Consider the following 19,755-nt stretch of genomic DNA (forward strand, 5'->3'; position numbering starts at 1 on the left):
TTGCCACCCCCATTACTTGTATACATATGTATACAACGCATTCATGTATACGAATGTATGCGAAATCCCAAAAGATGTCAACCTTTATATTCACTTGAAACAACGTAAACTTTACGCCATAAATCAATTCAACGGAAAAAGTAGTGCTCTCTTTGGATCGGGCGCTTTTCCATGAACACTTCTATTAATTGACACAAAAAAAAGATGGAATTATAATGGTCTCAACAACTATAATCATGACAATTATTTAGGAGGACAACCTTGGAATTAGAAAAATATATCGGTGTTAATGTACAACGCGCGGCACTTAAACTGAATAATTACTATCAAAAGGTAGTCAATCCGTTTGACATCACAGTGGATCAGTGGGAAATACTAATCGTACTATGGGAAAAAGAAGGCATTACTCAAAAAGAACTTGCCGAGAGACTTCATAAGGACCAAACGAATGTTGCACGGATGCTGTTTAAGCTCGAAAAGAAAGAATTTATTTATCGTGTGATTCATGAAACGGATAGAAGATCTTTACGTGTTTATTTAACTCCTAAAGGACGAGATATGAAAGATGAAATTCTTGCTCCTTCCATGGATGCATATAATAAAACGATCCAGGGGTTATCCAAGGAGGAGGTTGAGATGTTTAGAAGGATTCTTACCGTAATGTATAACAACGTAAAAGATCTATAGTCCAAAGAGGAGTCCTCTCCACTTTAAAGGGGGGATGACTTTTTTTGTCATATACTTGCTGCAGCAACTATGGTCGAGACTATTAAAATTTATTCTAAAGGAGATTTTTAAGATGGAAATAATAGCAAAAGAAGCAGGTGTTTTCGACGCCAAGTACAGAGCATTGACCATTGGGATTATTCTTGCTGTCACTACCGTCGCATTTGAAGGTTTAGCAGTTGTTACGATTGCTCCAAGCCTGGCTCAAAAATTGAATGGGCTCCATTTGTACGGTTGGATATTCAGCTCTTTTCTTTTGGCACAAATCCTTGGAACAATGATCATTGGGGCGCGGATCAACAAAAACGGCGTATTCGCATCGTTTGGCATATCGATACTTTTTTTTGTGATCGGCATCGTAATTGCGGCTACTTCTGTGAACATGATTACTCTAATTATAGGGAGAGTATTTCAAGGGTTTGGTGGAGGCGGTATCATTACGTGTGTATATTACAGCATTACTTTAGGTTATCCTGATAAGCTGAGAACGAAAATACTTGCTTTGTTTTCCGGCGCATACATTCTACCTGCACTAATAGGCCCTTATATTGCTGGGCTTATAGCGGAGCATATCTCCTGGAGAGTTGTTTTTTGGCTTGTGCTTCCCTTCATTGGTTTGGCTGTCATGCTGACGCTTCCCGCTTTCCGCAAATTTACAGTTAGAGTGAATAAACCTTCCAAGAGTAACAGAAAAGAAGGTTTTGCAGTATTACTGACTATTGGAACGGGAATGTTGCTGGCTGGGCTAGGCTTTATAACCGATTGGAAAGGAATTGTGCTTTCCGTAGCAGGATTGCTTATCATGATTCAGCCTTTGCGAAAGCTGCTGCCAGAGGGCACCTTAAGTGCCAGAAGAGGTTTACCGGCCACGATTGCTTCAAGAGGATTCTTTGTTGCTAGTTATAATGCGACCGAGAGTTATGTTGTCCTCGCTTTGACAGATGTGAAAAAGCTTCCTGCAGATATGGCGGGATTAATTGTAGCCGCTGGTGCATTAAGCTGGTCAGCGGCTGCCTGGCTTCAGTCCAGGTTTGATGCTAAAGACCATGGGATGGGCCGAAAAAAACGGGTAACCATTGGTATTGGATTTATGATCATTGGTGTTGCTGCGGTCATTCTCGCTGTTGGCCTCCCCGAAGGAGGGATCGTATTTGCAGTGATTTCACAGCTTTTCACTGGATTCGGCATCGGTTTGGCACATCCTACGACTGGAGCGATTGCACTACAGCATACAAAAACAGGTGAAGAAGGTGAGATCTCCGCCAGCCTTCAGTTTACAGATGCATTTAGCCCAGGGGTAAGCATTGGCGTCGGCGGAGCCCTTATTGCCGTTAGTCAGTCACTAAATTTGGGGTTGTTGACGGGGATTATATTGGCTCTGTCTCTTCAATTACTTCTCGTTCTCTTGAGCTTTACGATTTCCTTTCGCATCAAGCAGGCAAAAGCCTCGGCGGAGAACTGATACCGTCCTGAATTCGGAAAATTAAATATTCCCTACATTGACATACCAAAACCTTCCCCACGTCATGGAGAAGGCTTTGGTATGTTTTTTAAATACATTCATTTTACTATTTCAATGAAATTTCAAATGTGGAATCAACGTCACCAGCAAATACAATGCGGCCGTTTTCCGGTAAAACAACCTCATTCTGACCGCTGACTACGGTGTGATTAATACAAATACCATTCTGATCATATACGGCAAAGGCGCCATTTGAAGGCAGTTTAACCGTCATGACTTTTCCTTTCACCGTTGCGGGCACCGAAAACCATTTGGCATAACCATCTGCTTGAATCGTTGTTACAGATTGTTTACCCGAGTACAGTGGTTGTACCATTTCCTCACTGGCGTATATGCTACCAACGGCTGTAATGTACTCTACTCCGTTCTTTTTAGCAAAATAAATTTCCTTTGAATCCCGTCCTGCCATGCCAGGGATTTGCAGATCTGTGACTGCTTCGCTGGCTCCAATAATCTTACTATTGGTCATATACCCTGGAGTCTCTTCATTCATATGGAAAGAGAGGATTGGTGATGAATGCAGATATACAGTTGATGTATACTTCTGATTCACCACGTAGTATCTCTTACCTTCACGCTGCTTCCATGAGGCAGTAATATCCTGGGATAATTTATTGGCTTCCAGCTTCTCCGCCGTATATTCGGAGAACGCCAACTGCCCAAGTCCCGGCAAGGATATATAAGTTCGAGACCAGAGATACGTCCTTCCATTCTGCTCCGTAACAAATTTCAGCTTTTCTGTGCCTTTATCGTTAACAAACGTACCATCCGCTGTATAGGTGTATTCTTGAGCCGGATTACTCGGAGCTGCGAGTGTGGATACAGTCATTTGTCCAGCATTGTTCATTTCAATCTTCTTAACCGAATTAATGCTGCCATATATACCTGCATTCGTGGCTATTTCTTTAGGTATACCTGCCTTCACTGGCACACCAAACGATTTTTCCGGCTTCCGTTCTGTAATAATGCCCTTTTCCTCAAGTGCGCTGAGTAATAATTCATTCGCAATGAACTGATCTTTGGCACTTGTCCCACCAGATGAGGTAACGGCGGCAGCCAGATTGTATTCTGGCAGTACGATTAATGAGGAGTGATACGATATGGTATCTCCACCTTTCGTTACTGCCTTGATGCCGTATTCACTGAATGGGTACAAATTTACACTATCCCACCCTAACCCGTAAGATATAGACGTATCACTATCCTCTGGCCACATGCCTCTTTTGTATTCTTCTTGCGCCATGGCTTCTACAGACTTATTGGTAAGAATGCCTTGGACCTCTCCCGTGAAAATCTGTGAAAATTTCACAAGATCTTCAGCGGTGGAATAAATGCCTCCAGTAGCGATGACATTATAATTCTCTTGTGGAAGCTGACCCTCAACCAAAGGAGAATAGATTCCCGACATGTCTGCCGGGTCAACCACATCCTGTGGTGTTTTGGTATGCTTCATGTCCAGAGGTCCTGTTAAATATTGGTGTATAAAAGCTGTAAAGCTCATGCCGCTAACTTGTTCAACCATAATTTCGGCTAACGTAAAACCGTCGTTACTGTACACAGAGTATGCGCCGGGATCTGCCTTCAGGTTTTGGTTCCCTAATTGATCCAGAAACGTATCATGTGAATACGTATCATTATCCCCGTACAATGTGGCATTGCTGCCAGTGCTGCCCAACAGACCGGAAGAATGATTTAACAGCATGCGTGGTGTAATTTGTTTGTATCGGTTATCTTTCATTTTAAAATCAGGGATATAGTTCACAACAGGCAGATCCAAATCCATCTTGCCTTCGTCAACTAACTTCATAACAGAAGCTGTAAGGAACATTTTACTCGTTGATCCTATGCCATAGATCGTATCTGACGTAAGAGGCACCTTGTTGTTTTTATCGTTTTTACCCGTCTGACCGGACACCACAATCTCGCCACCATCGATAAGGGCATATTGCAGGCTTGTTATTCCATGCTTCTCGGTGAGTAACTTGGCTTTCTCCATCACCGTTTTCTTGGTTGGTTCATACGTAAAATCACTGCTACTTGTAACAGGCGCAGCCATTGCAGACATTGGAGCTAACATCGTTAATGCCAGCGTTAACACGGCGATTGAAGTGCGTTTTCCCTTTTGTCGTCCCATTCACATCATCTCCTGTTAAATGTTTTGGTTATTAGAGTTCTTCCGGGTCTACAAATTTCACCTCCGGATACAAGTCGTTTGGTCCCTGAATCAGATCTCCACCCGTTTCTTTCAGTTGTTTGTTAAAGAAGTCGAGTACATATTGATTTACGATGTTTGATCCTCTTTTACCATTGATATCTCCTGTGATACCGGACAGTTTAACCAGCTCTGAATAGAACTGAAGGTCCGTGAAATTGAAGTGCTGGGTTCCTTCTACATAGATCACTTTTCCCCCATGATTAATAACATTTTTCATAATGTGCAGCTCATCTGAAAGAGATTTAGTTACTTCATCATCCGAATTTCTATCTATTTCAAAATTGGCTAACCAGTCTTCAAAACTTCCCGATCGGATGAACATAAACGGCTTGTTTATATCATCTCTATTTTCCACTTCATATAGTGATCCATCCATATTAACCCCGGCCTTGATTCTCTGATCTAAATACGTTGCATTAAACGCGGTTGCCCCTCCAAAAGAATGCCCCATCGTCCCGATGTGATCTAGATCGATTTTTCCTTTAAACTGACTTTCGATTGCACCTGAATTCAGCTTTTCGATTTGATCGATTACAAACTCCACGTCTTTCGTCCATATATTTCCTGTTTTTGTGCGTTCATCTAGTGTAGTCGTGCTTTTTTTATAATCCGTTACACGGCCATCTGGAAAAAGGGTAGCAAAGGTGCTATACGTATGATCGATGGTGACCACGATATACCCATGACTGGCCAGATTCTCGGCCTGTGATGCATGTAGAACTCTACTGGTTCCCATACCATGAGATAGTAGTACCACGGGATACGGACTTGCAGAAGGTAAGATTTCTACATTTTCATAAGAGTTGGTTTGACTATATTTCCAGTAGTCGAGCACAAATTCAGGCAGTTTTAAAGAAGTAGAGAAGCTCTGAATATACTTTTTGAACCTCTCTTTATCTTTTGGAAACAGCGTGTCACGCTTGATATTATTCCTATTTTCAGCAGGGTACCAAACTTGAACCATTAGTTCCCTCTTGTCACTTTGATCTTCAGTGAAGACTTCATCTCTGTTCTGATCTGTAAAATGAAAGGTTTGCGTACCCACTTTCTCTGGACCATCCGGCTTCGGCAAATTAAAGACAGGTAAGTATGCAGACAAGGCAGTAGAACCAACCAGCAGAATGACAATCAGGGAAGATAAACTATATTTCAAGAACTTTCCTATTTTCAGATTCATCATCTTTTCGGAATGTCTGAGTAAAACAATAATTATGAATAGAGCCGTCATGATATATACCACAAGCAACTGCCATCTGTATCCCTCAACCAACAATTGAACTACGAGTATAACGCTACTTCCTATCCCCAAACCCAATCCTGTTTTCTTTGCACTTCTTTTAATAAATAGTAGGTCTACGAGTAACGCGAAACAGGATAGAACTAACAGTATCTCAAATAATCTCATTTGAATTCCTCTCTCTCTCATCACGGCAACGGCCAAATTGGATTTACTATGGAAAAACCGCCCAGCAAGACGGTTTTTCATATTCGGTAATGCACCTCTGTTAAGTCACGAGTGTGTACTTTTACAGAATTTTTACTTCGCTTCGTTCATGAATGCTCTAACATCTTCAGCTATTTCTTTAAATAACGTATGGTGCAAGTAATGCTCGCCATCCATAGTGATTACTTTCCCATGTACTGAATCTTTGATCTGCCCTTCATGCAGCGGTATCCATCCTTCTACACCTTCATTATTGGCTTGTACAAAGAGAAGAAGTGGAAGGTCTTTAGGGAAGGTTAAACCTTGAGCTCCTTTAAAATTGGAAGCAATATGGTCCATCTCATTTAACATCGTGGCACTATTTGAGTTTTTACTCGACAGCATTTTCATCTGCTCTACAGTATGTTCATCAAATGGGAGTCCGGCATAAGGGTCTTCACCAAATTTGACCACTAATCTTTGGAGACCTGATTTTTTGAGAAATCCGAACATTTTAGTAGGTAATTTGGCATCCATACCCGGTTGTGTTGAAACACTGCTATCAATTCCGACAAATGCCGTCACCTCATCCGGATATTTGTTCACATAATCAATGCCATAAATGCCTGCAATGGAGTGGCCCATAAGCATGTATTTGTTAATATCAAGTTGCTGTAGAGCTTCATGAACTTCACTTACGATGTTCTCTGCGGTTCTTTCTTTTTCAGTTTCATCACTCAATCCATAACCAAAAGGCTCAACCGCAACAACTTTGTAATATGGTGATAGTTCATCGATGAGCAGTTTAAAATCAAGCGCTGGTGCAGCTGTTCCATATCCCGGAAGAAGCACGATCGCTTCCTTGCCTTCGCCTTGAATGAGCACATTCATATTTTTCCCGTCTACAGATACGTGCTGACCATAGGACTCTATCTTCTTCGCTTCTGAATTACTACTGATCACATTGGTGATATAAACAATACCCAGAAATAGAACAATGGCAATTAAGATTGCTCCTAGTATTTTAAGTATAATATTTCGTACCTTCCTGACCCTGGTTCTATTCTTGGCTTTCTTTCCCTCTGGTTGTGTCACTCTGATCTTCTCCTGTCTTGAACTGTTTGTTCGGTTGTCTTCTTTGCTGCTAATGAAAGCTTAACCAATGAAAATGTACTCCCTGTGACGTCAATATGAACTGAATATGAACAAGCAAAAAAAGCCACGTATAACATACAAGAAAGCTTGCATGTTACACATGGCATGATCATTCGGTTTAGATAATCCGATCTATATTCTATTCATTGGCCCTATCCTGTGAGCCTAACTATCCGTTGGTGGATGGATTGGCAACGTGATCATAAAGGTCGTGCCTTGACCAGGTTCGCTTTCCACTCGGATGTCACCCTGATGAAGGGATACGATCTGTTTAACGATTGCTAGTCCCATACCACTCCCGTCGTATTTACGACTGTGGGAACGATCTGCCTTGAAAAAGCGGTCGAATATACGCTTCTGGTCTTCCAGGGGAATTCCAATGCCCGTGTCGGATATTCGAACAGTCACATTTTTGAAATCCTCTTCGATACTGACTTTAATCATACCGCCATCCTTGGAAAACTTGATGCTATTTCCGAGAATGTTCGTCCATACCTGATTTAACTGGTCGTGATCAGCCGTTACCTTCACGCTCTCCAAATCAAGCTCGAAATGAATGTTGCGCCCAGACCATTGCGGCTGAAGCGCCACGATGACCCGCCTGATCTGTTCATCAAGGCTTAAGGTGGTGAGCCGTAGTTGCTGTGACTGCGATTCAAGTAAACTCAGCTTGAGCAGACTATCGCTCATTTTGGACATTCGTTTTGCTTCAGAGATGATAATATCCAGGTAACGGTTTCGCTCGTCTTCTGAGAGGTTTACTTGCTTCAGTGCGGAAGCGTAACCGGATATCGAGGTGAGCGGAGACTGAACCTCATGCGAAACATTTGTAACGAATTCCCTGCGCATCTGCTCCAACTGCTTCAGATCATGCATCATTTCTTCAAAGCTGCGAGCCAACGTACCTATTTCAGTCGTTTGCTTAATGTTCAGCTTGACGTTGAAATCTCCAGCTGCAATCCGTTTGGTCGCTTTGGTTAATTTCTTGATCGGTCTCACCAGATATACAGAAGCAACCAGAATTAACAAACTCCCTGTCATCAACGAACAGGTTGCAAAGATCAAGCCCCACTTGACCACAAAAGTGGCTGAGGGTGGTGAGAGTGTTTCCAAAAACATCGCTTTTGTTCCCATCTCCGTCTTCAACGGCAACCCTAAAATCACCGTAGCGATTCCATCCCTCGTATCTTGAACAACGCCACCAGCTAATACTTTCTTTAGTTGCTCGCTCGTCACAGCAGCAGACTTATGTCCGTTAGTCTTTCCGTAACTCTTGAACTGACCCGTAGCTTCGTAAATTCGAATATGATAGGAATTGAGCTGCTTCATTCCACTTACGTACAAGTCCGCTTCACTTACTGGCAGGGACTTATAGATCTGCACAACGTCTTGGCCGAAATTACGCAAGTTAATTTGAGCGTTTTGATTCAATTTGTCCTCAAATATCCAGGTAGATACAAAAAATGAAATGACCGTACCAGCGATGACAGACCCCAGAAAGGTCAGGACCACACGAATATATATGGATCGGATCATTCATGGACCTCAAGTCTGTATCCCAGTCCACGCACTGTTTCGATCCGAAAATCTGGTGTAGTCGCAAATCGTTCGCGCAGACGCTTAATATGTACGTCTATCGTTCGATCATCTCCGGCGTAATCAATACCCCATATCTGATCGATCAACTGCTCACGTGTATAGACTTGGCCTGGTGTTCCAGCAAGCTTATACAGCAATTCGAACTCCTTAAGCGGTAACGTAAGCGACTCCGTACCTCTCATCACCTTATACGTCTGACGGTCCAGAATAACGTTGCCAAACTGTATTGTATGCGTGGAGCCAATTTTGTAACGTTTCAACAATGCCCGGACACGGGCGGTCAGTTCCAATGGATCAAACGGTTTGGTCAAATAATCATCCGTACCCAATTCGAATCCTTTCACCTTCTCCCACGTCTCTCCTCTCGCTGTCAGCATGAGTAACGGGAGATCGGGATTGGCTCTTCGGAGTTCCTTACACAGTGCCCAGCCATCCATGACAGGCATCATAATATCAAGCACAACCAGATCCACTGGCGTTTCGCCATACACGGTAAGAGCTTCCTTACCGTCCGCAGCTTCCACTGTTGTGAATCCATCATTTTTGAGAAAGAGACAGACGAGTTCACGAATGTTTGGATCGTCGTCTGCAACGAGAATAGTAGCCATAGATTTTTCTGTCCTCTCCGATACGTTTGAATGTATAGTTCAACTTATAGTAAATAGTGATACGTCCTGCTCATTGTATATCCACAGCAAACATCGTATGTTCTTTTAACGTTCCCTGGATCGGGACAGGCTGTGACCCATACTCTGTGAATCCTGCCTTTTGAAGTACACGGATGGAACCTGTATTATCAGGTACCGCACCAGCTTCGATGCGTGTAATTTCAGTTTCATGTTTGGCAAATTCAAGCACGCATTGCAGGGCTTCGCTCATATACCCTTTTCCTTGATGCAAAATATCCGTCACATAACCAACAATCCATTTTGGAGTGGAATCCAATATGATCTCAAACAAAGAAATCTCACCGACCAGTTCATCTGTTGTATGTAGAAAAATACCAAAAGAATAGCGATTTCCTTCTTCTCTCTTCTTGTTCCAGCTCTCAATGATTGACTTTTGCCGCTCCAAGCTGTAGAAAGACTCCTCCCGAATACTCGCTGAGGTACTCTCAATTGCCTCACGATTTCGAACCTGTAGATCCAGAAGCAATGAGGCATCTTCCACATTCCAAAATCTCACAAAGATACGTTCTGCACTATATTTCATTACATTATTCCTCCTCTATTAACGTTAGGTGAAATGGACTGCAATTTCCCTGTTATATCTCCCCGTTTGCCGTCAGTGGATTGTACTTTGATTATATCAGGTCATTATAAGAGTACGAGCGAATTAACGAGAATTGTTTCGCCAGAAAATGCGGGGAATAAGGCATATCGTTGCGCAACCAGGCGACAATGGTACCAATCAGGGCTGAAGAACCGTACCAGATTGCAATCTCCTTGTGAATGCCGGATTCTTCGAGTTCATCCTCCATCTCTACCCGATCAATTTTGGCTTTCACCAGCGTACTCAACAATTTGAGCAGTCGTTCGGTAAAAATCGGTGTGCGCTTGGTAGCAAGTACCACCTGATAGAACGAGGCGTTCTCTGCAAAATGCTCCAGTAACTTGACCAGAACAGGCCAAGCCTCTTCCGTTCTTTGTTTCTCAAAATGAGGAGCATATTCATCCACGATCCGTTCAATATGCTCAATCATCTCATCGGCCATCTTCTCCATCATATCCGTAATATCACGATAGTGCAGGTTGAAAACTATACAACACGTTGTAAATTTAGTCACGCGTGGATTGAAAGGATGAAAAGGATTGAGTCAGGCTAGAGTGCAAGAAGAATTATCCGTAAAGAAAGGCCCCATCCTGTTTATCATGATTTTGGGAGCCTTCCTTGCAACGTTGAATCAAACGATCATGAGTGTCGCTACACCGGAACTGATGGGTGATTTTAACATCTCCGCCGCAACAGCACAATGGTTAACGACAGGTTATATGCTGGTGAACGGGGTACTTATCCCCATCACGGCCTACTTCATGCAACGCTTTTCAACCAGACAATTATTCCAAGCTTCCATGTTTATTTTCCTGATTGGTACCATCGTATCCGCTCTTGCAACCAACTTTGGCACATTGCTGACAGGACGCATGATTCAGGCCGCAGGTGCCGGCATTATCATGCCGCTCTTGATGCACGTTATTTTGACCTTGTTTGCCCCTGAAAAACGAGGATCTGCGATGGGTATGGTTGGCTTTGCCATCATTTTTGCCCCTGCAATCGGACCTACCCTTGCCGGTTATATTCTGGAGCACTACTCTTGGCAAACGATGTTCTATGGCATGATTCCATTAACCCTTATTGTCATTGCCTTTGCGTTTGTATACCTGAAGAATGTATCCGAACGGGTCAACACAAAGTTCGACACAATCAGTGTTGTGTTGTCTACTATCGGATTCGGCGCATTGCTGTATGGCTTCAGCAGAGCAGGAAGTCTGGGGTGGTCAAGTGCAGAAGTCCTTATCTGCATTGCAGCAGGAATTGTTGCTCTAGCCCTGTTTACATGGCGTCAGCTCGTTTCTGAAACTCCCCTGCTTGATCTGCGGACTTTCAAGTACAACATGTTCTCCCTGACCACCGTCATCAGTATCGCGATTACAATGATCATGTATGCTGACATGATGTTGCTTCCCTTGTATCTCCAGAACGCACGTGGTTACACTGCACTGGAGTCCGGATTATTGCTTCTGCCAGGTGCGCTTGTCATGGGCTTCTTGATGCCAGTAGCCGGAAAATTGTTTGACCGATTTGGAGCAAAATGGCTGGCTGTTATCGGCATGGTAATCACCATCGTGGCGACAATTGGTTTCATCGACTTAACGGATTCAACCAGTTATAGTTACCTGGTATTCATGTCAACCGGCCGCCGAATTGGTATGGCATTGCTCATGATGCCGATTCAAACTGCGGGTCTTAACCAACTGCCACCAAGGCTCGGTGCACACGGCACAGCTATCTCCAACACTGTCAGACAAGTTGCTGGCGCTGTAGGTACTTCATTGCTCGTAAGTGTCATGACCTCCCGTACAACGGCACACGTACAGGATATGATGGCGACTGGTGCAGCCAATGGCCTCAGTCAACAACAGCTTGCCACAGAATCCATGATTCAGGGCATCAATGATGCTTATGTTGTTATCATCGGTATCGCTGTTGTGGGATTGGTTCTTTCCTTCTTTATCAAACGTACCAAACAAGCCAAAGAGGAAGAAAGCAAACAGGTTGTAAGACAAAAAGTTTCCATGAATTGAAATTAAGGTGTCCAGCCTCATACTTGCTTGCATAACAAAGCGGCAGATCAAGACGTTTACGTCTGATCTGCCGCTTTTTAGGTTGTGTCCCGTATGATTCCTTGTATGATTCCTTATCACTCCGCAACGATCTTCACTGGCAGATGAGTCAACGACTGCCCCGGAGCTGAAGTGGCCAGATTATTCTCCAGATCAAAGGACTCCACCGGCTCAATCCGAGCGATCTTCTCTACAAATGCAGTCAATGCAATGCTCAGTTCCATCCTTGCCAGCGGGGCACCCAGACAAAAGTGTGGGCCATTGCCAAAGGTAAGATGTTTTTTGTTATTCCGACGATGAATATTCAGCTCAAACGGGTCTTCAAACATCTGCTCATCCATATTGGCTGCACTCATCCAGGAGATGACAACATCTCCTTTTTTCAAATCTACTCCGAGCAGTTGGTTATCCTGCTTCACTGTCCGATGTCGCTTGGCATTATGGAAACGATAACGAAGCATTTCTTCCACTGCAAGCGGAACCAAATCGGGATTCTGTCTTAGTTGGCTATACAGACTCGGGTCATCGTACAGGAAGGAATAGAACGTATTTGAAACCATATGGCTTGTTGTCTCAATACCGGCTCCGAGCAGAAGCATAGTCGTGCGAACAACCTCATCTTCTGTGAACTTCTCCCCCTCAACATCAACGTTCAACAGATTGGTAATGATATCCTCACCAGGATGAGTCCGTTTATGAACCACAATGGGGTACAGGAATTGATAGTACTCTTGCGCTGCAGTTTGTTTTTTCAGTTCACTCTCTTCAGCAGTCTTCGGATTGGTGGGTTGAAACAGAATATCTACCCAGTTCTTGAAGCGATGACTATCTGTGAGAGGGATGCCGAGCAGATCAGCCATAACCATCGAAGGCAGCGGAGCGGCCAACGCTTGAACAATATCAATGGTCGTATTTGGCTCAATATCTGCTACAAGCTGCTCTGCAATGTTGCGAATTCGTGGCTCCCAGTTTTTCAGACTACGCGGTGTAAAAGCAGCCGATAACAACGAACGACTTTTTTGATGACGGGGAGGGTCGATACTTGATATGTTTAATTTGTCTGGAGGTGTGCCTTCATTGTTCTTCGCTCCAACGGCAATGGTCGTCCGGGTTCCTTCGGCTGAAAAATACTCATGATTACTGAGGACCTGCTTCACATCATCGTATCTGAACACATTCCAGGTGTCTGTATCTTCGTGATAGTACACAGGATGCTCGGACAGCATTTTTCGAAACCAGTGAAGTGGGAAAAACTCTTCAGATCTGGACTGAAACCCCGTAATGTCCTCAACACGTATCACTTCTTTATACATTTGGAATCCACCTCTCAGCATAGTTTCGTGATTGGTTACATGGGTCCTGAATTGACAGTTCAGCACCTGATTCCATTTTATACCACCCGTTCATTTATTGATATAAACCATTTGAACTAAATCAATAAAAACCCCTTAATATAAGGAGTTTTCATTTTATACGCATCGTATATCATTACCCAATCAATCGCCTAGTTTCGCTAATGAATCCTGTAGTTGCTCCAGTTGTTCAGACAGGGTTTCAATCAATTTCTTCGTTTGGCTTGCCTTCTCCATTAAGACTTGCTCTTCAGAACCGTCTTCCGATGCTTTCATGGTTGGTGATGACTTCAATTCCGCCAATTCGCGTTTGGATGTTTCTTGTTTCTCCAAAGCTATGCGCAGTTCTTCTTTTGTCGTACCGATCTGATGCTCTAGATATATGATGTCGGACGAGTTCGCTCCATCGGATACACGTTGTGAATATGTCATGGTTCACCTCTTTCAATTTCATCCATTGCTTTGCCAACAGTATAGGGCTCAATATCGATATCCAGCTCCATGCCGAGAGCTAGTTTCGCCAGTTGACTCCCGATAAAAGGACCCATGGTCAAGCCAGAGGCTCCAAGTCCATTCGCGGTAATCAGACCTTGCCAGCCTGGGACAGCCCCCATTACAGGCAGAAAGCCAGGTGTGAACGGACGGAACCCAACTCTTACTTCCTGGAATATGCTATTGGCTAGCCCCGGCGCCAGTTCAAGACCTTTATTCAAAACTTCCTGCATGCCCCCTGCGGTTACTCTTGTATCATAACCTTCCACATCATTTTCATGAGTTGCACCAATCACAATCTTCTGTTGATCAAAGGCCAAGAGATATTGGTCAGAAGGTGGCATGATCACAGGCCAGCGGCCTGTATCCTCCCCATCCGTGACATGTAGATGCATAATTTGTGCCTTTTGATAATGCACTTTAAAGTGTATGCCGAGCGGCTTCAGCAGTTCGTTAGCCCAAGCACCTGCACAGACAACGACTTCATCTGCCAGGAAACTCCGATCATTAACACTCACACCAATGACCCGATCTGCTTCAAATTTAATCTTGGCGTCTCCATGAATTACTTCCGCTCCATTTCGCTGTGCAGACCGGATCAAGGCATCGCGCAGCGCCCTTCCATCTATACGTGCAGCACCGCTGATATGTACCGATTGATAACGTTCCTCCAGCAGTGGAAAACGTTCACGGGTTCCTATGGCATCAAGAGGTGTAATGTCACCAATCTCCGGTGCCTCTGCTTTGCGAAGATGGGCCCGCTCTTCCATCTTGTTGATTTTATCCTCATCCGTATGAATGCTGAGCGCCCCCACTTGAGCATATCCGGTTTCCGTTTCTCCTTCACCCTCAAGCTCCGCTATGATGCTAGGGTAGAACCGCGCACCTGCCTTGACGAGCTGATACCAGTCTTGATTGCGACGCTGTGACAGCCATGGACAGATGATACCGGCAGCTGCATCCGTCGCCTGTCCTATATCTTTTCGATCTACGATGATTACCTCTGCGCCATGTTTGGCTAATTGATAGGCTGTTGATGCCCCCAGAATACCCGATCCGACTACGATGACTTTCTTCATGTTTGCATTCCTTTCTATAATCACTCATTCGTTATAGCGTATACCGTTTTGCATTCTGTTGGCAAGGCAGGCGTACTTTTAGGTCCATAAATAGAGGCTGATCAGACCGCAGTTCATACTCATTCATCCAATAAAGAACTGTTGAAGTATCTATGTGAAAACGTTTTATCACCCCTCGTCATTCAATTAAAATTATTCCATTTATGTAATATAATTCTTTCTAGGTTTCTTTTAACTCTGTAACCACGCCACTTACGCACATGATCCTTTAACGAAAAGAGGAATACACGACGATGCCGAAACCTAGCATGGGGAATCCGATGGATACCGATATGCCGCTCATGATTACAGGGCAAAACCAGTTGACCGTTGATGAATTGATGAATTGGAGCGACCATTCAAGGGATTACAGCATTGTACAGTGCATCGGAGGAACAGGGCGAATCGCAGCAAAGAATCATGAATTTTCGATCAAAAAAGGGACCGCTCTCATTTTGTTCCCAGAGGTAACCTACCGTTACCACAATCGGAGTGATTCATTACGATTTGATTGTCTGTCTTTCAATGGCTATTTATTGCCACGGTTCTTGCATACCTTGCAGATCGGGGAGCTGCGCGCCTTCAAGCCGGATGGAATGCTTCATATCCTGTTGCGTGAAATTACGTTGGCGCTGCAGTCCCGGCACAAGGATCAGATCTGGCACGTATCCGCATTACTGTACATGCTTTTGGTCAGATTAACCATTGAAGGTGAACGCTATAGTGCTTACGAACGTTCTGATGCCCGATTAAGATTGGATGAACTCATTACTTTTATCAAACAAAATTATCATCAGGATATTTCTCTCCCCGTGTTGGCCGAGCAGATGGACGTTACCGAGCAACACCTCAATCGGATATTCAAAAAAGAATTTCAAATGACTCCACTGGAGTATCTGATGCGCTATCGGCTGTTGAAAGCCAAGGAAATGCTCATTGAAAATGATGCCAATACGGCTCATGAAATAGCCAAAGCCGTTGGTTTCAACAGTGCCAGTTACTTTGGATCAGTGTTCAAAAAATACGAAGGGATCTCCCCTATCGAGCTACGCAAGCAGTATCTGGATTAAAGCGCCTCCATATTGATCTCGGCCAGCGAGGATAACCGCAGTTCATGCATGGCGAATTCCAGACCACACGTTACCTCGTTAGGCACGATGATACAACGAATACCTGCGGCATTGGCTGCCTTCAAGCCATTAGGTGAGTCTTCGAACACAATCGCTTCGGAAGCCTCGATCCCAAGACTCTGGAGAGCAAGAAGGTACAGTTCAGGGTCCGGTTTCACTCGCTTCACATCCTCGGATGTATGAACGACTGTGAAATAATCCAAAATGCCTAATTTCTGCAAGTAACCATGCACCCAGTCCCGTGTGGAGCTGGAAGCAACCGCAAGCTGAATCCCCTTCTCCCTCGCAGACTGAAGCAATTCATGCACCCCTGGAAGAATTGCCGCTTGTCCCAAATAGGCTTCGTATTTCTGTTCTGATAGCAGCTTGATATGATCATGATCTATCTTTTTTTGGAGCGCCTGCTCCAGGTACAGAAAAGGATGAAATTCCTCGAAGGAAGTCCCCACATTTTTCGACCATAGCTCCAGACCAAGTTCAACCCCATGCTCTTCATAAATATCGCGAAACGCATAGTACCAAGGTGTCTCTGTATCGATAATGAGTCCATCAAAATCAAATATAAATGCTTTTACCATGAACCTGTTCTCCCTCCAATGATCGGCCGGGGGAGCGGATTAGAAGCGTGCGGTCAAGTCCGGATGAGTAACGTTCACGGATAAAAAGTGACACGTACAGCCCGTTCCAGTCGGCGACTGAACAACTAATCCAGCTCGAAGTTTCCCCTGAATCGGCATGCCGAAATATCGAATTAGTTTCCACTCTTCCCCATCGGGAGAATAAAAGAATGATATGCAGTCCTCTACTTTGCGTATACGCAGATAGGGATTAGGTACGGAGACTTCAACCGAATTGCAATCATCGGATGAACCATCACGTGTGACCACCGACACAATGGTAGGCGCTTTTCCATCATACTCAAAACAAATTTTGCACCAGTTAAGGTCATCCGCCATCACCATCAGGCATCCGGAATCATATTGATTTTTCATATCAACAGTTAATTGGGTTGTGATTTCGAAATCGCCAGGCACAGGCATGGACAAGAAAGGAGCAGTTGCACGAATATGCTTGCCCGCAGGGTCCTGGAAAAAGTCCGTGTCCTCCTTCGCTTCCACCAGCACACCTCCCTGATCCGTATAGGACCAGGTTTCGGGCTCGTTCATCCAGCTCCATTGCTTCCGTGCTTCTGTTGTCATTACGTTCGTCATTTGTTAGCAGCCTCCCAAGTTAAATTATGTTCTAGAGGTTGTTCTAGTTTTTTTCTGTACTACATATTCGCTCAAGATACAGTAAACCCCTTTTTCTACATATTTTTGTAAGACTCTAGTACTTGGGAGTGCTTTTGCGGATCTGGCAGGAAGAACATGATGACCACGAGTACGACATATAGACCAAGAATGACACTGAACAACAGTGTTGGATTGTGATGGTAGAGCAGGCCCGTCAGGTAACCGGATGGAATGGCTGTAAGCGTCATTACGGTCTGCACGGCCGAGAACATGTCGGCTTTCTCATGCGTACCCAATCGGTTCATCAGCAGAGAATCCCGGTACGTCTGCAAAATGAAGTTACCCGCAGCAAGCACGATTAGTGTGAGAAACAACATGCCTATATTCCCCACAGGGATCAATAGAAACAGAATGGCCCCAGCCGTGCTGAGCACGATGGAAAAACCAACATACTTTTCTTCCGAACGCCGTTTCAGTCGCGGAATGATGACCAGATAGAGCAGCATGACGGTTACTGCGGTCACAACCGGAATAAACGAAATGACACGATCATCAAATTTCAACTGTTCCTTGAAGAAAATGACCTGAAAGAAATTCAGCTGCAAGATCAGATTGGATAAAACCGTAATCAGAATAATCGGAAAAAGTCTCCGTTTGTAGAACGATTTGCCGAACATGCGCAGACTGGCACCCAAGCTCTGAAGCACGCGGGTTTTACTATGCAATCCCATAAGTTCCTTGCCGACCTCAGTCTCATCCGTGTATCGGTTACGAATGAAGAACATAGCAGTCATGAGGATACCCCCGACAAAGTAAATGCTGGCAAGTGTTGGCACAATACCATAATCAGCAATGACCACCCCGGCAATCGGCGTTAATACCCCGGCTCCTGTAATGATCATGTTGAGAATGGCAAACACTTTCGATCGTTTATGTTCCTCGACATCCTCAATGATTAGACAGTTAAAGGCGACCGTTACAAACTTGGATGTTGCGTTCAGTAAATAAGCGATCAGGAACAGCCAGAAGTTCTGGGAGAAGGCCCAGATGAACATGGGAACACTCCAGGCAAGCAGATCAAAGATCAGCGTTGTTCGTTTCCGGCCCAGCTTATTGGTAATGGAACCCGCAAACAATTGAAAGATAAAGGCAAAGTAAAGATTCACCGAATTGATTAAACCGATTTCAATGTCCGAAAGTCCGGCTTCCTTCATATATAAAGGAGCGTAGAAGAGAACGATCGTGCCCGGAATGGCCCATACCGGTTCGAGTAAAATGGAGTAGCGTGGATTCTTCGGCAAATCTTGAAGCAATTTCAATCGATATCCCTTCCTTCTGCGGTTTTCACCGCTGCAAATTCCAACTTCTCGCAGCGGCAAACCCGCTAATGTCTACATGCTTATAGGATCAGAGCTGTTTTGACCGAATTCATCGGCAAGGTCTCTCCGGTACGCAAGTCATAACCAATCGTTCCATTAAAGGCCTGTTCATAATCACTCAGCAGTTCCTTGGCTGTCACCATCTGCTCCAGCTCCGGAATACTTTGGGCAAATTTCAGTGCCGTACTGATCATCGAGTGATTAGCAACCGCGCCAATGATACTAATGCCATCATTAATCACGGCTGTTGATTTGAACGTCACCTCATAGCTGTCGTCATATCCCATAGGAATAATTTTTCCGCCTTTGGCAATCATCTCAAATCCCACATGAAGCTGGTTACCAACTGCGTCCACTACAATATCAAACTTTTTGTTATTATTGATCTCGTATACTTTATCCAGTGTCAGATCCTGAGGATAGAACACATGATCTGCGATCCCTGATGCGAACTCTTTGCGATAAGGGTCCACTTCCGTGCCTACCGTAAGCCTTGCCAATCGTTTGCTCACAAGCTGACACAGGGAACCGATTGCACCGGAACCGAGGACGAGTACAGAATCACTCGGTTTGACTCCTGCTTTCATGAATGTCTGCAGAACACATCCCAGTGGTTCGATCATCATGGCCGTTTCCCAGCTCATGGAATCCGGGATGGCATAGATGTACTTCTCATCCCCGACAAAATATTCAGCAAAGGTTCCGTGCGTCGTCATCCCTACTTGATAGTCATCAAAATTCTCGCAGTAGATAAACAGACCTTCGCGGCAATAAGAGCAGGTACCGCAAGATTGCGTGGGATCAACCAATACCCGATCACCGATCTTGAAACCACGAACTTCGTCACCCACCTCAACCACGGTGCCCACACCTTCATGACCAATGATCGTTCCTTTATTCGCAGGCACTTTGCCTTTGACAATATTCAGGTCTGTACCGCAGATGCCTGAACCATAGATTTTAATTTTTACCTGATTTGGTTTTTGAATGGTTGGCTCATCAATATCTTGGTACGCCACCTGTTTGAGATCCTGATATACGAGTGCTTTCATTGAATATTCCTCCTAG

At 44.4% G+C, this 19,755-nt stretch carries 18 protein-coding genes; 4 read left to right on the plus strand and 14 right to left on the minus strand.

The features are described 5' to 3' along the window. The first annotated feature begins 261 nt into the window (after positions 1 to 261). Both J7E78_RS03775 and J7E78_RS03780 read left to right on the plus strand, forming a co-directional pair. Positions 262 to 687, plus strand: a complete 426-nt coding sequence (locus J7E78_RS03775) for a MarR family winged helix-turn-helix transcriptional regulator (protein WP_074094962.1) — start codon at positions 262 to 264, stop codon at positions 685 to 687. 112 nt (positions 688 to 799) lie between these two features. Then, on the plus strand, positions 800 to 2,188 hold the full coding sequence (locus J7E78_RS03780) for an MFS transporter (protein ID WP_215075005.1): 1,389 nt from the start codon (positions 800 to 802) through the stop codon (positions 2,186 to 2,188). A 106-nt stretch (positions 2,189 to 2,294) separates the two neighbouring features. On the opposite strand, the gene J7E78_RS03785 is transcribed toward J7E78_RS03780, so the two are convergent. The 7 genes from J7E78_RS03785 to J7E78_RS03815 form a co-directional block, all read right to left on the minus strand. After that, positions 2,295 to 4,382 (minus strand): serine hydrolase domain-containing protein, encoded by a 2,088-nt coding sequence (locus tag J7E78_RS03785; RefSeq protein WP_215075006.1) that lies wholly within the window; start codon positions 4,380 to 4,382, stop codon positions 2,295 to 2,297. Between the two features lie 31 nt (positions 4,383 to 4,413). Next, positions 4,414 to 5,949 (minus strand): alpha/beta hydrolase family protein, encoded by a 1,536-nt coding sequence (locus tag J7E78_RS03790; protein ID WP_251034804.1) that lies wholly within the window; start codon positions 5,947 to 5,949, stop codon positions 4,414 to 4,416. Between the two features lie 51 nt (positions 5,950 to 6,000). Then, positions 6,001 to 6,981, minus strand: a complete 981-nt coding sequence (locus J7E78_RS03795) for an alpha/beta hydrolase (protein WP_215075007.1) — start codon at positions 6,979 to 6,981, stop codon at positions 6,001 to 6,003. A 225-nt stretch (positions 6,982 to 7,206) separates the two neighbouring features. After that, positions 7,207 to 8,577, minus strand: coding sequence for a sensor histidine kinase (locus tag J7E78_RS03800; RefSeq protein WP_215075008.1), 1,371 nt, complete (start codon positions 8,575 to 8,577; stop codon positions 7,207 to 7,209). Continuing rightward, positions 8,574 to 9,248, minus strand: coding sequence for a response regulator transcription factor (locus J7E78_RS03805; RefSeq protein WP_124114570.1), 675 nt, complete (start codon positions 9,246 to 9,248; stop codon positions 8,574 to 8,576). Before J7E78_RS03805 ends, J7E78_RS03800 begins: the two co-directional genes overlap by 4 nt. A 70-nt stretch (positions 9,249 to 9,318) precedes the next feature. Beyond that, positions 9,319 to 9,852, minus strand: coding sequence for a GNAT family N-acetyltransferase (locus J7E78_RS03810; protein WP_215075009.1), 534 nt, complete (start codon positions 9,850 to 9,852; stop codon positions 9,319 to 9,321). Between the two features lie 91 nt (positions 9,853 to 9,943). Further along, complete coding sequence (locus tag J7E78_RS03815; protein ID WP_251034805.1) at positions 9,944 to 10,366, minus strand: TetR-like C-terminal domain-containing protein; 423 nt, start codon at positions 10,364 to 10,366, stop codon at positions 9,944 to 9,946. Between the two features lie 145 nt (positions 10,367 to 10,511). Between J7E78_RS03815 and J7E78_RS03820 the strand changes: the two genes are divergently transcribed. Beyond that, positions 10,512 to 11,945: a DHA2 family efflux MFS transporter permease subunit gene (locus J7E78_RS03820; RefSeq protein WP_215075532.1), complete on the plus strand. Its 1,434-nt coding sequence runs from the start codon at positions 10,512 to 10,514 to the stop codon at positions 11,943 to 11,945. A gap of 116 nt (positions 11,946 to 12,061) precedes the next feature. Here J7E78_RS03820 and J7E78_RS03825 read toward each other — a convergent pair whose 3' ends face one another. From J7E78_RS03825 to J7E78_RS03835, 3 genes are all read right to left on the minus strand, one after another. Then, on the minus strand, positions 12,062 to 13,297 hold the full coding sequence (locus J7E78_RS03825) for a cytochrome P450 (protein WP_215075010.1): 1,236 nt from the start codon (positions 13,295 to 13,297) through the stop codon (positions 12,062 to 12,064). A 183-nt stretch (positions 13,298 to 13,480) separates the two neighbouring features. Continuing rightward, on the minus strand, positions 13,481 to 13,768 hold the full coding sequence (locus tag J7E78_RS03830) for a hypothetical protein (RefSeq protein ID WP_215075011.1): 288 nt from the start codon (positions 13,766 to 13,768) through the stop codon (positions 13,481 to 13,483). Next, the gene (locus J7E78_RS03835) at positions 13,765 to 14,907 is read right to left on the minus strand and encodes an NAD(P)/FAD-dependent oxidoreductase (protein ID WP_215075012.1); all 1,143 of its coding nucleotides are present in this window, start codon (positions 14,905 to 14,907) and stop codon (positions 13,765 to 13,767) included. Before J7E78_RS03835 ends, J7E78_RS03830 begins: the two co-directional genes overlap by 4 nt. Before the next feature lie 293 nt (positions 14,908 to 15,200). On the opposite strand from J7E78_RS03835, the gene J7E78_RS03840 reads away from it, so the two are divergent. Continuing rightward, entirely contained in the window at positions 15,201 to 16,016 is an 816-nt protein-coding gene (locus J7E78_RS03840) for a helix-turn-helix domain-containing protein (RefSeq protein WP_215075013.1), read from the plus strand. On the opposite strand, the gene J7E78_RS03845 is transcribed toward J7E78_RS03840, so the two are convergent. From J7E78_RS03845 to J7E78_RS03860, 4 genes are all read right to left on the minus strand, one after another. Next, a complete protein-coding gene (locus J7E78_RS03845) occupies positions 16,013 to 16,654 on the minus strand; it encodes an HAD family hydrolase (protein ID WP_215075014.1) in 642 nt (213 codons plus the stop codon). The two genes, J7E78_RS03840 and J7E78_RS03845, sit on opposite strands and share 4 nt — an antisense overlap. Before the next feature lie 39 nt (positions 16,655 to 16,693). Next, positions 16,694 to 17,287 carry a DUF1349 domain-containing protein gene (locus tag J7E78_RS03850; RefSeq protein WP_215075015.1) on the minus strand — a complete coding sequence of 198 codons (594 nt, stop codon included), beginning with the start codon at positions 17,285 to 17,287 and terminating at the stop codon, positions 16,694 to 16,696. A 95-nt stretch (positions 17,288 to 17,382) separates the two neighbouring features. Further along, positions 17,383 to 18,627 (minus strand): MFS transporter, encoded by a 1,245-nt coding sequence (locus J7E78_RS03855; protein WP_215075016.1) that lies wholly within the window; start codon positions 18,625 to 18,627, stop codon positions 17,383 to 17,385. A gap of 80 nt (positions 18,628 to 18,707) precedes the next feature. Beyond that, on the minus strand, positions 18,708 to 19,739 hold the full coding sequence (locus J7E78_RS03860; RefSeq protein WP_215075017.1) for a zinc-dependent alcohol dehydrogenase: 1,032 nt from the start codon (positions 19,737 to 19,739) through the stop codon (positions 18,708 to 18,710). Positions 19,740 to 19,755: the final 16 nt, after the last annotated feature.

Source organism: Paenibacillus polymyxa (assembly GCF_018614975.1).
Taxonomy (GTDB): Bacteria; Bacillota; Bacilli; order Paenibacillales; family Paenibacillaceae; genus Paenibacillus; species Paenibacillus polymyxa_E.

Bases quoted from the DNA above. Each gene is read 5' to 3' on its own strand.
- J7E78_RS03810 (WP_215075009.1), bottom strand. From the start codon at position 9,852: ATGAAATATAGTGCAGAACGTATCTTTGTGAGATTTTGGAATGTGGAA.
- J7E78_RS03805 (WP_124114570.1), bottom strand. From the start codon at position 9,248: ATGGCTACTATTCTCGTTGCAGACGACGATCCAAACATTCGTGAACTC.
- J7E78_RS03840 (WP_215075013.1), top strand. From the start codon at position 15,201: ATGCCGAAACCTAGCATGGGGAATCCGATGGATACCGATATGCCGCTC.
- J7E78_RS03845 (WP_215075014.1), bottom strand. From the start codon at position 16,654: ATGGTAAAAGCATTTATATTTGATTTTGATGGACTCATTATCGATACA.
- J7E78_RS03860 (WP_215075017.1), bottom strand. From the start codon at position 19,739: ATGAAAGCACTCGTATATCAGGATCTCAAACAGGTGGCGTACCAAGAT.
- J7E78_RS03820 (WP_215075532.1), top strand. From the start codon at position 10,512: ATGATTTTGGGAGCCTTCCTTGCAACGTTGAATCAAACGATCATGAGT.
- J7E78_RS03835 (WP_215075012.1), bottom strand. From the start codon at position 14,907: ATGAAGAAAGTCATCGTAGTCGGATCGGGTATTCTGGGGGCATCAACA.
- J7E78_RS03815 (WP_251034805.1), bottom strand. From the start codon at position 10,366: ATGATGGAGAAGATGGCCGATGAGATGATTGAGCATATTGAACGGATC.
- J7E78_RS03850 (WP_215075015.1), bottom strand. From the start codon at position 17,287: ATGACGAACGTAATGACAACAGAAGCACGGAAGCAATGGAGCTGGATG.
- J7E78_RS03780 (WP_215075005.1), top strand. From the start codon at position 800: ATGGAAATAATAGCAAAAGAAGCAGGTGTTTTCGACGCCAAGTACAGA.
- J7E78_RS03785 (WP_215075006.1), bottom strand. From the start codon at position 4,382: ATGGGACGACAAAAGGGAAAACGCACTTCAATCGCCGTGTTAACGCTG.
- J7E78_RS03830 (WP_215075011.1), bottom strand. From the start codon at position 13,768: ATGACATATTCACAACGTGTATCCGATGGAGCGAACTCGTCCGACATC.
- J7E78_RS03825 (WP_215075010.1), bottom strand. From the start codon at position 13,297: ATGTATAAAGAAGTGATACGTGTTGAGGACATTACGGGGTTTCAGTCC.
- J7E78_RS03800 (WP_215075008.1), bottom strand. From the start codon at position 8,577: ATGATCCGATCCATATATATTCGTGTGGTCCTGACCTTTCTGGGGTCT.
- J7E78_RS03790 (WP_251034804.1), bottom strand. From the start codon at position 5,949: ATGAAAAACCGTCTTGCTGGGCGGTTTTTCCATAGTAAATCCAATTTG.